The following is a 14141-nucleotide window of genomic DNA, read 5'->3' as shown; positions in this document are numbered from 1 at the left end:
TTTCCAGAGTAAACACATAATTTATGAAGAATTTTGTTCTCCTATTGACTTTTGCTTTCCTTACAACTTTTTCATGTGCTCAGGAAAAGAAAAATGATATTACTTTAGAAGAAGATCCTAAGAATTACACAACAGAAATAGTAGTTCCTGATTTATTAATTCCCTGGGGAATGGTTTGGTTACCTGATGGGAGTATGTTAATTACAGAAAAAAGTGGAGAGCTAATCCTCTTTAAAGATGGTGTTAAAACTTCAATTGCAAATGTACCAGAAGTATATAATCGTAATCAAGGAGGCTTATTAGACATCGAGCTACATCCTAAATACAAAGAAAATGGATGGCTATACATAACATACTCTTCTAAAGAAGGTCCAGAAAAAGGAGGAAATACAGCACTAATAAGAGCTAAACTTAAAAATAATGAGTTAGTTAACATAGAAAAATTATATAAGGGAACTCCAAATACTACCCGTGGACACCATTTTGGATCTAGAATAGAATTTGATAATGATGGATACTTATACTTTTGTATTGGAGATAGAGGAAATAGAGATGTAAACCCTCAGGATATTACCAAAGATGGTGGAAAAATATATCGTCTTAATGATGATGGAAGTATCCCAAAAGATAACCCTTTTGTAAGTAAGGATGGTGCAAAAAAGGCGATTTTCTCTTATGGACATCGTAATCCACAAGGAATGGCAATCCACCCTGATGGCACAATTTGGGTTCATGAGCATGGACCAAGGGGTGGAGATGAAATTAATCCCATAAAAAAAGGAGTAAATTATGGTTGGCCAGTAATCACTTATGGTATCAATTATAGTGGTACATCGATAACAGATATCACCAAAAAAGAAGGAATGGAACAACCTTTATATTATTGGGTACCTTCTATTGCTCCCAGTGGTATGGATTTTATTACCAGTGACAAATACCCCGATTGGAAAAACGACCTCGTAGTAGGTTCTTTAAAATTTCAATATTTGGAATTGGTAGAGTTAAGCAACAATAAAGTTACAGGACGAAAAAAACTATTAGATGGCATGGGACGTGTTCGCAATGTAAGACAAGGACCTGATGGATTTATCTATGTTGCTATCGAAAATAAAGGTATTGTAAAAATAGTTCCTTCCCTAAAATAGAAATATAAAATGAAGAAGCGTTTAAAACAACTTTTAATCTTTGAAATCATAATATTGGTTATGAGCGTATCGATTCTTGCTCAAAAAGGAAACACTGATTACACATACATTTCAAATACAGAATTAGAAATTCAAGATGCAATACTTTCAGAAAGTATTGCCCGTGGAAAAGAGATATATGCTGATTTTTGTATGCAATGTCATCTTCCAGATGGAAAAGGAACTCCAAAAGTATTCCCTCCCCTTGCAGGATCTGATTGGTTAGTTAATAAACGTAAAGAAAGTATTCACTCTATAAAGTATGGACTAAATGGCCCTATAGAAGTTAACGGAATATCATACAATAGTGCAATGACTTCACTAGGGCTTGAGGATGAAGAAATTGCGGATGTTATGAATTATATCATGAACACATGGGGAAATACACAGAAAAAAATGGTTACAACTCAGGAAGTTTCTAAAGTAAAAAAATAATACTCTTCCCAAAATATATACTACATAATACTAACTTCCTTGATTACTATTTAGCCTATCAATAGTTTGATAGCATTACTACTATGATGATAAAAGATATTTTAAAATATTATCCATGTGTAAAAACAACAAATTAATTGCTACAATAGTTTAACACAAACACTATATACCCCCTCTTTAAACACCTATATTTATTAGGTTCTTATTCAACTTCATATTTCTTTCTTATAGACTTTCCTGCTATTCAGTTAGAAGTTATTTTAAAACTCAATTTTCATTCAATTTTAAAAAACATTTGTATAAATCATTAGTTTAGACTACTTTAGTATACTGTATACCGTATACGAAATAAAATATAAGATGGAAAAACTCTCTAATAATGAACTAAGTGCACAGGCCTACAAAGAGGTCAGATCAATGATTATAAATAAAAAACTAGTCCCTGGGCAGAAGATTGTTCAAGACAAACTAGCAGAAAATCTGGGTATTAGCAGAACGCCTTTACGATCGGCACTACAAATGTTAGAAGGAGAAGGTTTAATAGAATCTGTTCCTCGCAAAGGTGTAATTGTAAAAGAATTTACAGATAGAGAAATTGTAGAAATATTCGATTGCAGGATAGCTTTAGAAGTAACTGCCATTCGATTATTTACAGACCGCGCTTCAGATGCCGAAATAAATGAACTTAGAAATCTATTCCTTCCTTTTTTAAATGGAAAAATTGACAACGATGCTTATCAAAAAGCAGATGCCAAATTTCATGATGCCATTATGCTTGGCAGCGGAAATAATTTTCTACACAAATTATTTCATAAAGGAAATTTATTGGTTTGTATTGACTTAATAGGTTTATTAAGACAACCTGATGAAACACTTCAGGAGCATATGGAAATGATTGACGCAATCCAGAAAAGAGACTCCGACTTAGCCGAAGAACTTTCCAAATCACATCTAGATAGAACAAAGCAACTAATTCTAAAAAAGTTAAATGAGTAAAAAAAGCACTTTTTTCCCTGTTAGGTATCGTATGGTACTAGGCACATTTGTTCTCTCTATGATTGTCCTTTTTGATCGAATTTTAATTTCGGTAGCCAAGGACCCAGTAGCAAATGACCTTGCATTATCTGATAAACAAATGGGTTGGGTATTATCTATTTTTGCTCTTGGTTATGCCTTATTTCAAACTCCTTCAGGATTTTTGGCAGATAAACACGGAGCAAGAAAAATTCTTACCGCAGTAGTTAGTATTTGGTCCATTTTCACAGCACTTACTGGAGCGGTTTATAATTTTTTCACTCTTATCATCGTCCGATTTCTTTTTGGAGTTGGAGAAGCAGGAGCCTTTCCAACCATGGCGAGAGCAATTTTTAGTTGGATTCCAATAAAAGAAAGAGGTTTAGTACACGGTATAAATTTTTCTGGCGGTAGAATCGGAGCTGCAATTGCATTGCCTATTGTAGCATGGTTAATTGATATTACAAGTTGGAGAATGAGTTTTGTTATTCTTGGATTAATTGGAGTATTATGGGCCTTAATATGGTATTGGTGGTATCGTGATTTACCAGAAAATCATGCTTCGGTTTCAGAAAATGAATTGAAAATCATCAAAGAAAATGTGCAAGAAACAAATAATAATAAGCCATCTATCTCATTTAAAAAATTATTTGGTTCTCGTGCAGTATGGCTAATGATGGGACAGTATTTCTGTAGTAATTTCACCTTCTTTTTTTGTTTAACCTGGTTGTTCCCTCACCTTAAGGCAAAATACAATTTAGATATTATTGAAGCTGGTTTCTATTCCTCTGCTCCATTTATATTTGGTGCCATCGGAAATTGGGTTTCAGGTTGGATGGTAGATTTCATTTACAAAAAAGGAAACTGGGGACTATCAAGAAAGGTACCTGCCATGATAGGATTTGCTCTTGCAGCCATCGGAATAGTAGCAAGTATCTATATGGACGAAGTCCTGGGAGCCGTAATCTTTATATCTCTGGCTGTATTTGGAGCAGATATGACGTTAAGTCCATCATGGTCAGCTTGCCTTGATATTGGAAAAGAGCATTCGGGAACTGTTAGCGGAACCATGAATATGGCAGGAAACTTAGGTTCTTTTTTTACTGCATTAGCTTTCCCCTATATGATAGCATTTACAGGTTCTAATACTCCTTTTTTCTTTTTAGCCGCACTACTTAATGTATTAGCTATACCTATGTGGCTGATCGTAAAACCACAAAAACCATTGTCTCTAACTCAATAAAGAAGTAAAGAATGATAAAATTTGAAGAATTTAAAGAAGTTTGTCAACAATCCATCGAGATGATTGAAGCTGCTGGACTATTACTAACACCAGAGGATAAAAAGAAAATAACAGCTGCAGATTTTGGTTTAAATCATATAAAAAAAGAAGGCGTTCAAATACTAACCATGTTTCAGACTGATAGAATAGCCGGTAAAATATTGGTTTTATTACCCAATCAAACAGAACCAGAGCACTGGCACCCTACCGTAGGAAATGACCCCGGAAAAGAAGAAGTTATAAGAGCTATTAGTGGAGAACTTTATTTCTATATCCCTGGAGAAAATAACATGACACAAGGTTTTATTGTAGATGGAAAAGAAGATTGCTACACCATGCGCAATGAAGTTGTACTTAACCCTGGAGATCAATTAGTATTACCAGCAGGGACAAAACATTGGTTCCAAGCTGGTAAAAAGGGAGCTGTAATGTATTCTTTTTCAACAACTGTAACAGATTTAATGGATCAGTTTACAGATCAAAATATTGTAAGAGATACCATTATCGAGCAAGAACCTAGTAACAGCACATATTAATACAACAACAATATCAAACAAAATATAAATGAAACAAAGTATTATAACCGCATTTTTAAGTAAAACACAGGATAGGTTTTCTGAATATCAAGAACCTACTGCTCTAAGAGAACGTCTTGAAATCGTAAAAAAAATTAATGGAGTTACTGGTGTTGAGATTGTGTTTCCTTATGAAACAGAAGAAGCTAATACAACCAAAGCTTTAATGCAAGAGATGGGATTAGAATTTGCTGCTGTAAATGCCAATATCAAAAAAGAAACAAAATGGGTCCCTGGTGCATTATCCAGACCAAAAGAAAATCTGCGACAAGAAGCTGTTCAAATGATCAAAGATGCAAAAGATTATGCAATTACCGTTGGTGCACCCTTGGTTACTTGTTGCCCTCTATCAGATGGGTTTGACAACTTATTTCAGGTAGATTATCAAAAAGCCTGGAAATATATGATTGATGCTGTCGCCGAAGCTGCAGATTATAAACCAGAAATGCCCTTGTTTATTGAATATAAAATTAATGAAACCAGAGTAAACTGTCATTTGGATAGTTGCGCAAAAACAATTGTGTTTTTAAAAGAAGTTCAGAATGCTGCAACCGGAATTACAATTGATTTTGGTCATTCTCTTTTAGCCAAAGAAAATCCAGCACAGGTACTCGCTCTGTGCGAACAGTCAAACGTAGATTATTACTTACACACCAATGATAATGATTGGCAGTTTGACTGGGATTTAATTGGTGGTTCTAGAAATTTTTTACATACGGTAGAGTTTTTCTTTTATGCAAAAGAATTTGGTTACAACAAGTATTTTACAGCCGATGCATCTCCCCGTATTTTTGATATGGTTGGTTTTTTTACTGAACATGCAGAAATGAATAAAGCCATTTGGAATATTGTAGAACATCTAGATCGTGATAAATACAGAAGACTTATGCATGAAGAAAAACATATGGATTTGATGAAATTAGTACGAAAAGAAATTTATAGACTTTAAAAATGCCAAAAGAAACTTTTAAAATAACGTATGGTGACGCAAAATCACTTATGAATGCTGCTACAAAGTCAGCATTTCAACATAATGTCCCAGGAGCAATTGCAATTGTTGATAGCAGTGGAAATCTAATATTATTAGAGAGTCTTGAAAATACAATGAGTAGTGCTGCAAAAATAGCAATTGGTAAGGCTGCCACCGCTGCTGCTTTTAAAAGGCCCACAATCGATCTCGAAAATGTAGTATTAGAAGGAAGAACACCTATGTTGGTTCTGGATAGTGCTACATCAGAAGCATATGTTCCTTTAAAAGGAGGATATCCCATTTGGCATAATGATGAACTTCTAGGTGCCATTGCTGTAGCTGGTACAATGGATGCAGAAATGGATGAAGTAGTCGTTCTAGAAGCTCTTGATAACAAAGGTTGGTAATATATATAAAATACAATGAGGACAAGCTTTAAAATAATGCAATATATGATGGTCATTTTTATAATATTGGCTTCTACCCTTTCTTTTGGTCAAAATTCAAAACAAACAGATTTTGAAAAATTTGAAGTAAAAAAAGGAACTAACATTGCACATTGGCTATCTCAAACCAAGAAAAAAACGGAAGAACGAACAAAGTTTTTCACAAAATCAGATGTAAAAAAAATTGCAGATCTGGGTTTTGATCACATCAGATTGCCCATTGATGAAGAACAAATGTGGGATGAAAATGGAAATCGATATGAAGATGCATTTCAATTAATGGAAGATTGTGTGAATTGGTGTTCTGAATATGGATTAAAAGTTATAGTCGATTTACATATTTTAAGATCACACCATTTTAATGCGAAAGTAAAACCATTATGGACTAGTACATTAGAACAAGAAAAATTCTTTGACCTATGGCGTGATCTTTCAAAAACGTTAAAAAAATACCCTAATCATTTATTGGCCTATGAATTAATGAATGAAGCCGTTGCAGACGATCACAATGACTGGAACAAATTGCTTGTTAGTGCTTTTTCTGCCATTAGAACATTAGAACCAGAACGTACAATTGTTATAGGTTCTAATCGATGGCAATCGGTAGAAACTTTTGATGCTCTTGAAGTGCCTCTAAATGATAAAAATATTCTTTTGAGCTTTCATTTTTATAAGCCTTTTTTATTAAGTCATTACAAAACACATTGGACTCCTTTAAAAGAATACAAAGGCCCTGTGCATTACCCGGGAATAATACTTACTGAAAAGGAATTTAAGAAACTTCCTCAAGCTGTAAAACCATTAGTAAAAAAATGGGTAAATGTAGAATTTAACAAAGCCATATTATTAAAAATGTGGCAAAAGCCCATTCAAAAAGCAAAAGAATTAGGCTTACCTCTATACTGTGGAGAGTTTGGAATTATTTCTGACGCACCACAAAAAGATAGTCTTATTTGGTCTGAGGATATGATCGAGCTTTTTGAAGAAACAGGAATTGGATATGCAAACTGGAATTATAAAAGCGATGAATTTGGTTTGGTTGGTAATGATGGTAATAAAAAACAAAAACTAATAACTATCATTTCAGGAAAAAAAACCAAAACTAAACTTTAAAAATGAAGTAAAAACTTATGAAACGTCTTTTTAGTCTTACATATAATTTTCTATTGCTATTAAGCCTGCTCCTATTCGTAAACTGTAAGGAAACACGAATAGAAAATAGTCAATGGGAAACTATTTCTGTACAGGGTAAACCAACTGCTCGTCATGAAGCAGGGATGGTGGCGTTTAAAGATAAAATTTTATTGATTGGTGGTAGAAGAATTAATCCTATTGATGTTTTTGATACAAAAACAAATACTTGGGAAGCTAAATCAAAGACCCCTATCGAGTTACATCATTTTCAACCGGTAGTTGTAGAGGATGCTGTATATCTTATAGGTGCAATGACCGGGAAATGGCCAAACGAGAAACCTCTTGATCGTGTTATCATATATTACCCTGAACGAGATGAATTTGTATACGGCCATACAATTCCTAAACATCGACGTCGTGGAGGCGCAGGTGTAGTGTATCATAACAATAAAATTTATTTGGTTGGCGGGATTACAAATGGCCATGTAGATGGCTACAAACCCTGGTTAGATGAATATGATCCTAAAACAGGAGCCTGGAAAGTTTTGGACGATGCGCCTGATGCACGAGATCATTTTCAGGCCGTAGTGGCCAATAATAAACTATATGCTTTTGCTGGCCGCAGGACTTCAAAAAAAACAAATCAAGATATGGCATTGACCAATACTTATGGAAATATCTATGATTTTGAAACTGGCAAATGGGAAACAGTAACTAATATACTAGAAATACCTACTCAAAGAGCCGGTAATTCTGCATTTTCATGGAATAATGATATTATAATTGGTGGAGGTGAAAGTATGGCGCATGAAGCTGCTCATAATGAAGTTGAAGCTTACAATAGTAAAACAAAAACATGGAGCAAATGGCCTTCATTACTACAAGGGCGTCATGGCACAGGGTTTGCCATTATTGGCGACTATGTATACATAGCATCAGGAAGCGGTAATCGTGGTGGTGGACCAGAGCTTACTTCAATAGAACGACTTAAACTACCCTCTAAGGATAATAGTGAAACCGTTACACAATCAAATGCTATACCTATTCATAAGCAATGGCATACCGTAACCTTATCGTTTGCCGGACCAGAAACATCAGAAACAGCTTCTGATAATCCATTTTTAAATTATCGTTTAAATGTAGAATTCAAACATGAAAAAACGCAATATACCATAAGAGGTTTTTTTGCTGCGGATGGTAATGCTTCTGAAACGGGAGCTAAAGAAGGAAATATCTGGAAGGCAAGATTCACCCCAGATCAAATAGGAAAATGGAGTTATTCTGCAACACTTCATCATAAAGATAGTATTGCTCTAGATGATGATTTAAAAAAAGGAGAACAAGTTGACATCACAAATGCTAAAGGTCAATTTATAGTAACAGAATCTGATAAAGATGGAGTTGATTTTAGAGCTAATGGTCGTCTTGAAGCTTCAAAAGGATATTATCGATTTCAAGATTCAAAAAAATACTGGTTAAAAGGAGGAGCAAATAGTCCTGAAAACTTATTGGGATATGTAGATTTTGATGACACCTATCGCATACAGAGTTCAAACAAAGATGGCGAAGCAAGTACTACAGAAGAAATACATAAATATGAACCTCATCTAAAAGATTGGAAGCCTGGTGATCCCAGTTGGAAAAACGGCAAAGGAAAATCATTAATAGGAGCTATAAATTTTTTAGCTTCAAAAGGAATGAATTCGATCTACTTTCTAACCATGAATATTTTAGGAGATGGTAAAGATGTATGGCCATATATACACCCTGAAGATTTTACCCGTTTTGATGTTAGCAAATTAGATCAATGGGAAATTGCCTTTCAGCACATGCAAGCCAAAGGGATTTTATTACATCTGGTACTACAAGAAACTGAAAATGAAACAATGCTCGATAAGGGAAATACAGGACCTATGAGGCAATTATATTTCAGAGAATTAATTGCTCGCTTCGGACATCATTTAGCACTAAACTGGAACTTAGGAGAAGAAAACGGTCCAGCTTCCTGGTCTCCAATAGGACAAAATGATAGTCAGCGAAAGGCAATGGCTAAATTTCTTAAAAATGCCGACCCATATAGACATCCTGTTCTTTTACATACGCATTCACATGATCCACTAAGAAGTAAAATTTTAGATTCTATTTTGGGATATCAGTACTTAGATGGCTTGTCATTACAACAAGACAAAAGAGAATTTGCATCACATGTAGTTGAAACCTGGAAAACAAAAGCAAAAGAAAAAGGACATGATTGGTTAATTACCATGGACGAAATAGGTTTATGGCATACTGCAGCTTTACCGGATAATGAAGACCCCGATCATGATTCCTTACGACAATATGTTCTTTGGGGAACTTTATTGTCGGGAGCTGCAGGTTTGGAATGGTATTTTGGCGCAAAACACCCACACAATGATCTAAATTCTGAAGATTGGAGAGAACGAACTCGACTTTGGGAATTAACTAATCATGCTATTACATTTTTTCAAGACAATTTACCATACTGGAAAATGCAACCAGAACATACACTAATCAACTCATCAAAAGCATATTGCTTACGTAAAACAGGAGAAATATATGCTGTTTACCTACCAAAATCGAAAGTACACACCATCAATTTAACTAATGTAAAAGGTGATTTTACAATACATTGGTTTGATCCCCAAAACGGAGGACAGTTGCAAAAAGGATCTGTAGAAAGTATACATGGTGAAGGAATACGAAAACTAGGTCTCCCCTTAACTCAAAAAGATGAAACTTTTCAAAGAGATTGGGTTTGTTTAATAAAAAAAGATAATTAGGATAAGCTATTAAGGAAAGAACTTAAGTGTAATGATAAAATTTATATTGGATAAATAGTAATGTAATGTTGGGAAATAATTTAAAGATTAATAATCAACCAGAAATTGAAGCCATGTTTTTAAAACACTATCAAGAATGGTGTTTACTATCATATAGTTATATCGAAAACATGTCTGAAGTCGAAGATATGGTTCAAGATGTTTTTGTTAAAATATTGAGAAGAAAACCTAAAAACGAAATTTTAGATTTAAAAAATTACATCAGTACAGCTGTAAAAAACAATAGTTTAAAAAGGATTAAAAGAAATAGAAAATTAGAAAAATTAGAAAATTCTAATGTAATTTCTTCTCCTTCTTATGAAGAATATTTGATTGAAACAGAAACAAAAATCAAAGTACAAAAGGCTATGGAAGTATTACCAGAACAAAGTAAAAAAGTTTTTCAGCTTTGCGTTTTGGATGGAGAAAAATATCAAAATGCAGCTGACTCACTTGGTATTTCAATAAATACAGTGAAATTCCATTTAAAAAAATCATTTAAAATATTACGCTTAGCATTACGAAATACATATGCTTAAATATTCATAATTCATTTAATGACATTTTTTTAATAAAAAAAATACGATTTTCCCATTTTAACACTACCCGATTTGACAATTTTTGGGTCTTATAATAAAGAGGATTTTTAGATTTTTTGTGTGCAAATGAATATAACCTAAATTATAATTAAAAAATTAAAAAGAAACCTATTAAAAAAATCTTAAACACTTTTATAAAAGATACTTATCGTAAATCTAATATTTATAAATAACAATGCCTATGCAATAAAATTGACATCAAGATTTCTGATTATTACAAAAAATATCGAGAAATGCTCCAACATTTCCCGATATATAATAGTCAACTAAAAATTAGCAACTATATAAACATTTCAAATATATGAAAAACCTTAAAGGCTCTGAGCAATATCAGCTCAATCTGCTTAAATTTAACTTAAAAATAAGACTCACCTTATTTTCTTTATTAGTTTCATTTTTTTCAATTCGGGCAAATACCCATTCAGGGAATATCAAAATAAATCCGGATTTAAAAAATGTATCAAACACGAAAACGATTGAGGACTCTAAAAAACGATCTGTAGAAATAGGTTACGTTTCTATTCAACAATCTATATCAGGTATAGTTACAGATACCAACGGACAACCTATACCCGGTGTGTCTGTTGTTGAAAAAGGTACTTCGAATGGTGCTGCAACAGATTTTGACGGCAATTATTCACTTACCGTATCTAGTGCAAATGCAATTTTAACCTTTAGTTCTATTGGCTTTACTTCCAAAGAGGTTCCTGTAGGTACAAATACTACAATTAACATTCAATTAGAAGAAAATGCAGAAGCTTTAAAAGAAGTTGTTGTTGTTGCATATGGTACTTCTACTAAAAAAGATCTTACTGGTGCTGTATCTGTAATTAGTTCAGAAGAACTTAATAATTTTGCTACTACAACCGTAGATCAAGCATTACAGGGTAAAACTAGTGGTGTACAAATCACCGCTAATTCTGGAGCACCAGGTTCATCTGTAACAGTAAACATTCGAGGTGTAGGTTCTTTTGGTAGTACTACACCTCTTTATATTGTAGATGGTTTTCCAACACAAGATATTTCTTTTATCAACCCTAACACCATAGAATCTTTATCTGTTTTAAAAGATGCATCTGCTACTGCTCTTTATGGTGTTAGAGCAAGTAATGGTGTTGTAATCATTGAAACTAAGAAAGGAAAAAAAGGAAGAGTAAATGTTGAGTTAAATTCTTTTTTGGGAGTACGTACCAAACCAAAAAGTGTTGATGTCCTTGATGTAAATAGATTTTCCTCACTTGCACTCGAACTTAGCGGAAGCAGTGATTCTGAAATTGCCGGTTCTGCAATTCCTTATGATGGATGGAACAATTCTGGTAGTCTGAGAAACATAGATTGGCAAGACGAGGTATTTAGCGAAGCAATCAGTAAAAGTACTACATTAAGTATACGAGGAGGTGGCGAAAAATCCAGAGTAGCATTAAACTTAGGGTTTTATGATGAAGAAGGAACTCTTATTGGCTCTGAATACAAACGTTATGATGCCGGATTAAATGCTCAATTTGATGTGACCGATAAGGTTCGTTTCAAAGGAAGTGTAAAATATATATCTTCTCAAAACTTTCAGCCGTTGGGATCAGGACGTGGAAGTCTATTAAATCTCTATGGAAATATACCACATTTAGCACCAGTAGGGGAACTTAATCTTAATGGAGATCCTAACTTAAGTAATGTACCCGTTGATGGAAATGGGAACTTTGGAGCTTATCCAGATGTGGGATCAGAAACGTTTCGTGATGGTAGAAATTTTGTAGCCAGAGCTTTAGAAGATGATCGCGATAATGTAACAAATGATATACTGGCTAACATAAGTGCAGAATGGGATATAATAGACGGACTTTCTACTAGAGTTAACATTGGTGCTCGAGCTACAAATTTTGCAGGTTGGGTTTTTAACCCACAATATTACCGTAGTAATGGAAATATTGATTTAAGAAATAACGCTGTCTTTACTGTTACGCAGAATACATTTAATGAAATATTAGCAGAACATATATTTCAATATAAAAAGACTTTTGCTACTAAACATAACTTAGATGTTCTTGCAGGATATTCTGCACAACGAGGGTATACAAAATTTACTCAAATTGAAGGTACAGGATTCTTAAATAACAGAATTCGGGATATTGCACAAGCTCAAGATATTACCAATAGACAAGGTAGCTTTGCCAGAGAAACTTTAGCAAGTACGTTTGCCAGGTTAAATTATAATTTTGAAAGCAAATATTACGCAACTGCTACTATACGAAGAGATGGTGTAGGAAATAGATTTCTTGTCGAAAATGCCTGGGATGTATTTCCATCATTTGCTGCAGGATGGAATATAGATGAAGAAGACTTCATGGAAGGTAGTATTTTTAATGTCCTGAAATTTCGCGGAAGTTGGGGAGAAACTGGTAACTTCTTTGGAATAGCTCCATTTGTATCTGGCACCACCTTTAGTAACGGAACACCTAGAAATGATTCTAGTTATAGTTTTGGAGGAAACACTACTCAATCATTAGGACTAGCTCCTGTAAGTGCTTCAAACTCTAATTTACGCTGGGAAACCCAAGTACAGAGTAATATTGGATTCGATGGAGAACTTTTGAATAATAAAATATACTTTACAGTAGATTATTTTAACAGAAAATCTAAAGATATCCTATTTGACATAACAACGCCTGGTCAATCTGGATTCCCTACAAGACCTGTAAACGGAGCTACAGCTGTTAATGAAGGATTCGAATTTTTAGTCGGGTATCGCAAAGATGAAGGTGATTTTACATTTGATATTAATGCCAATATTACTACGATCAAAAATGAAATTACCAAAATTGATTCTCCTGTAGGACAAATCAGATTTAATAACGAATTCTTAGATAGTTTTAATGAAAGTGCTTTTTGGTTTGACATAACACGATCAGAACTTGGTGGAGAGGTAGGATCTTTCTATGGCTTTGTAGCAGATGGTATTTACCAAAGTCAAGCAGAGATCGATGCATTAAATACAGCTTCTCCTAATGGAAATTATCAAGCTGCAGAGACCTCACCTGGTGATCGTAGGTTTAGAGATCTTAACGGTGATGGTCAAATTACTGGAGAGGACAGAGAAGTTATAGGTAGTCCTATACCTGATTTTTATGGAAGTTTAAACCTTAACTTTGCTTACAAAAACTTTGATCTGGGACTTAATTTCTACGGTACTTATGGCAATGAAATATTGAATCTTGTAAAACGAGAATTAGAAAGTGCCTCAGGTTATGGTAATTCGGCATCTTTCTCAAATGTAAGTACCGAATATTTCAATAATAGATGGACAGTTGGTAACCCTTCAAATACTTTTTCCAGAGCCTTAATCGATGATGGAAGTGTCCAAAATAACAGGGCTTCCAGTTACTTTGTAGAAGACGGTTCGTATTTTAGGTTAAGAAACATTAATTTAGGGTATACTTTACCTAGCGAAATAACCGATAAAATTGGTCTAAATTCCTTTAGACTATATCTAAGTGCTCAAAATCTATTCACTATTACAGATTATAGTGGTTCTGATCCTGAAGTAGGACAAAACTCAGATATCCAAGGTCAGAGCAGTGTTACTACCAGAGGTATAGATGCTGGTGCTTATCCAGTATCAAGATTTTTTACACTTGGATTTAATTTAAAATTTTAAATAAATTGTT

At 33.9% G+C, this 14141-nt stretch carries 11 protein-coding genes; all 11 read left to right on the top strand.

The features are described 5' to 3' along the window. The first annotated feature begins 23 nt into the window (after positions 1-23). Complete coding sequence (locus tag DK442_RS22545) at positions 24-1145, top strand: PQQ-dependent sugar dehydrogenase (RefSeq protein ID WP_109438172.1); 1122 nt, start codon at positions 24-26, stop codon at positions 1143-1145. Positions 1146-1205: 60 nt separating this feature from the next. Continuing rightward, on the top strand, positions 1206-1619 hold the full coding sequence (locus DK442_RS22540) for a cytochrome c (RefSeq protein WP_109438171.1): 414 nt from the start codon (positions 1206-1208) through the stop codon (positions 1617-1619). Between the two features lie 360 nt (positions 1620-1979). Next, positions 1980-2615 (top strand): GntR family transcriptional regulator, encoded by a 636-nt coding sequence (locus tag DK442_RS22535; RefSeq protein WP_109438170.1) that lies wholly within the window; start codon positions 1980-1982, stop codon positions 2613-2615. Then, complete coding sequence (locus DK442_RS22530) at positions 2608-3876, top strand: MFS transporter (protein WP_109438169.1); 1269 nt, start codon at positions 2608-2610, stop codon at positions 3874-3876. The genes DK442_RS22535 and DK442_RS22530 overlap by 8 nt, the downstream gene beginning before the upstream one ends. Before the next feature lie 11 nt (positions 3877-3887). Continuing rightward, entirely contained in the window at positions 3888-4451 is a 564-nt protein-coding gene (locus DK442_RS22525) for a D-lyxose/D-mannose family sugar isomerase (RefSeq protein WP_109438168.1), read from the top strand. Between the two features lie 28 nt (positions 4452-4479). Continuing rightward, positions 4480-5439 carry a sugar phosphate isomerase/epimerase gene (locus DK442_RS22520; RefSeq protein WP_109438167.1) on the top strand — a complete coding sequence of 320 codons (960 nt, stop codon included), beginning with the start codon at positions 4480-4482 and terminating at the stop codon, positions 5437-5439. 2 nt (positions 5440-5441) lie between these two features. After that, positions 5442-5867, top strand: a complete 426-nt coding sequence (locus tag DK442_RS22515; RefSeq protein ID WP_109438166.1) for a heme-binding protein — start codon at positions 5442-5444, stop codon at positions 5865-5867. Positions 5868-5882: 15 nt separating this feature from the next. Further along, positions 5883-7019 (top strand): glycoside hydrolase family 5 protein, encoded by a 1137-nt coding sequence (locus tag DK442_RS22510; RefSeq protein WP_235011013.1) that lies wholly within the window; start codon positions 5883-5885, stop codon positions 7017-7019. Between the two features lie 17 nt (positions 7020-7036). Continuing rightward, the gene (locus DK442_RS22505) at positions 7037-9841 is read left to right on the top strand and encodes a DUF5060 domain-containing protein (protein ID WP_109438165.1); all 2805 of its coding nucleotides are present in this window, start codon (positions 7037-7039) and stop codon (positions 9839-9841) included. 68 nt (positions 9842-9909) lie between these two features. Beyond that, on the top strand, positions 9910-10419 hold the full coding sequence (locus DK442_RS22500) for an RNA polymerase sigma factor (protein WP_160114302.1): 510 nt from the start codon (positions 9910-9912) through the stop codon (positions 10417-10419). A 361-nt stretch (positions 10420-10780) separates the two neighbouring features. Continuing rightward, a complete protein-coding gene (locus DK442_RS22495; RefSeq protein ID WP_109438163.1) occupies positions 10781-14131 on the top strand; it encodes a TonB-dependent receptor in 3351 nt (1116 codons plus the stop codon). The last annotated feature ends 10 nt before the right edge of the window (positions 14132-14141 follow it).

Source organism: Aquimarina sp. AU119 (genome assembly GCF_900312735.1).
In the GTDB taxonomy this organism is placed as follows: Bacteria; Bacteroidota; Bacteroidia; order Flavobacteriales; family Flavobacteriaceae; genus Aquimarina; species Aquimarina algiphila.
Note: the sequence above shows the minus strand (reverse complement) of the source record. Positions and strands in the feature narration are given on the sequence as shown.

Coding starts and splice junctions, on each gene's coding strand:
- DK442_RS22535 (WP_109438170.1), top strand. CDS start 1,980: ATGGAAAAACTCTCTAATAATGAACTAAGTGCACAGGCCTACAAAGAG.
- DK442_RS22495 (WP_109438163.1), top strand. CDS start 10,781: ATGAAAAACCTTAAAGGCTCTGAGCAATATCAGCTCAATCTGCTTAAA.
- DK442_RS22515 (WP_109438166.1), top strand. CDS start 5,442: ATGCCAAAAGAAACTTTTAAAATAACGTATGGTGACGCAAAATCACTT.
- DK442_RS22505 (WP_109438165.1), top strand. CDS start 7,037: ATGAAACGTCTTTTTAGTCTTACATATAATTTTCTATTGCTATTAAGC.
- DK442_RS22520 (WP_109438167.1), top strand. CDS start 4,480: ATGAAACAAAGTATTATAACCGCATTTTTAAGTAAAACACAGGATAGG.
- DK442_RS22530 (WP_109438169.1), top strand. CDS start 2,608: ATGAGTAAAAAAAGCACTTTTTTCCCTGTTAGGTATCGTATGGTACTA.
- DK442_RS22540 (WP_109438171.1), top strand. CDS start 1,206: ATGAGCGTATCGATTCTTGCTCAAAAAGGAAACACTGATTACACATAC.
- DK442_RS22545 (WP_109438172.1), top strand. CDS start 24: ATGAAGAATTTTGTTCTCCTATTGACTTTTGCTTTCCTTACAACTTTT.
- DK442_RS22525 (WP_109438168.1), top strand. CDS start 3,888: ATGATAAAATTTGAAGAATTTAAAGAAGTTTGTCAACAATCCATCGAG.
- DK442_RS22510 (WP_235011013.1), top strand. CDS start 5,883: ATGAGGACAAGCTTTAAAATAATGCAATATATGATGGTCATTTTTATA.